At 70.4% G+C, this 807-nt stretch carries 2 protein-coding genes and 1 pseudogene; all 3 read left to right on the forward strand.

All coding sequences use genetic code 11. From position 1 onward, the window contains the following. A partial coding sequence (locus tag HW130_RS22375) for a roadblock/LC7 domain-containing protein (RefSeq protein ID WP_375256570.1) occupies positions 1–211 on the forward strand: 211 nt, incomplete at its 5' end. 137 nt (positions 212–348) lie between these two features. After that, the gene (locus tag HW130_RS22380) at positions 349–753 is read left to right on the forward strand and encodes a DUF742 domain-containing protein (RefSeq protein WP_177151452.1); all 405 of its coding nucleotides are present in this window, start codon (positions 349–351) and stop codon (positions 751–753) included. Beyond that, a pseudogene (locus HW130_RS22385) lies at positions 734–807 on the forward strand (ATP-binding protein); the annotation flags it as partial. The gene HW130_RS22380 and the pseudogene HW130_RS22385, both read left to right, overlap by 20 nt.

The following is an 807-nucleotide window of genomic DNA, read 5'->3' on the forward strand; positions in this document are numbered from 1 at the left end:
GGGCGGTCCGGTCAGCCAGACCGTCGTCGAGATGGAACGCGGCTTCCTGTTCCTGATGTCCGTCTCCGACGGATCGTCGCTGGCCGTGCTCGCGCACCCCGACTGCGACATCGGCCTGGTGGGCTATGAGATGGCCCTCCTGGTCGACCGAGCGGGCAGCGTCCTGACGCCTGATCTGCGCGCCGAACTCCAGGGAAGTCTCCTGCACTGACGTTCCGGCGGCCCCGGCGACCCCACTCGCCGGCCCGCCGCCACACCGCACCGACAACCCGAACGGCCGCCCCAAGGCCCCCCACCGGCCCCATCAGACGGCACAGCCGACCACTTGCTGTCACGCCCGGAGGATTCATGACCCCGCCACCCGCCTCTCACGATCCGTACGGCACGTCACTCGACGCGTACGGGGACGAGGGCGACCAGCCGCTGGTGCGTCCGTACGCGATGACCGGCGGCCGGACCCGGCCGCGCTATCAGCTCGCGATAGAGGCACTGGTCAGCACCACCGCGGACCCGGCACTGCTCGCCGGGCTGCTCCCGGAGCACCAGCGGATCTGCCACCTGTGCCGGGAGGTCAAGTCGGTCGCCGAGATCTCGGCGCTGCTGTCGATGCCGCTCGGTGTCGCGCGCATTCTCGTCGCCGACCTGGCGGAGGCCGGCATGGTGGCGATTCACCAGCCGGGCAACGGAGAGGCCGGCGGTACGCCGGATGTGACACTGCTCGAAAGGGTGCTCAGTGGACTTCGGAAGCTCTAGCGGCGGTTCGGCCCGGTCGACGACCTCCGCGAAGATCGTGGTGGCGGGCGGCTT

The organism is Streptomyces sp. PKU-EA00015 (assembly GCF_013387495.1).
In the GTDB taxonomy this organism is placed as follows: domain Bacteria; phylum Actinomycetota; class Actinomycetes; order Streptomycetales; family Streptomycetaceae; genus Streptomyces.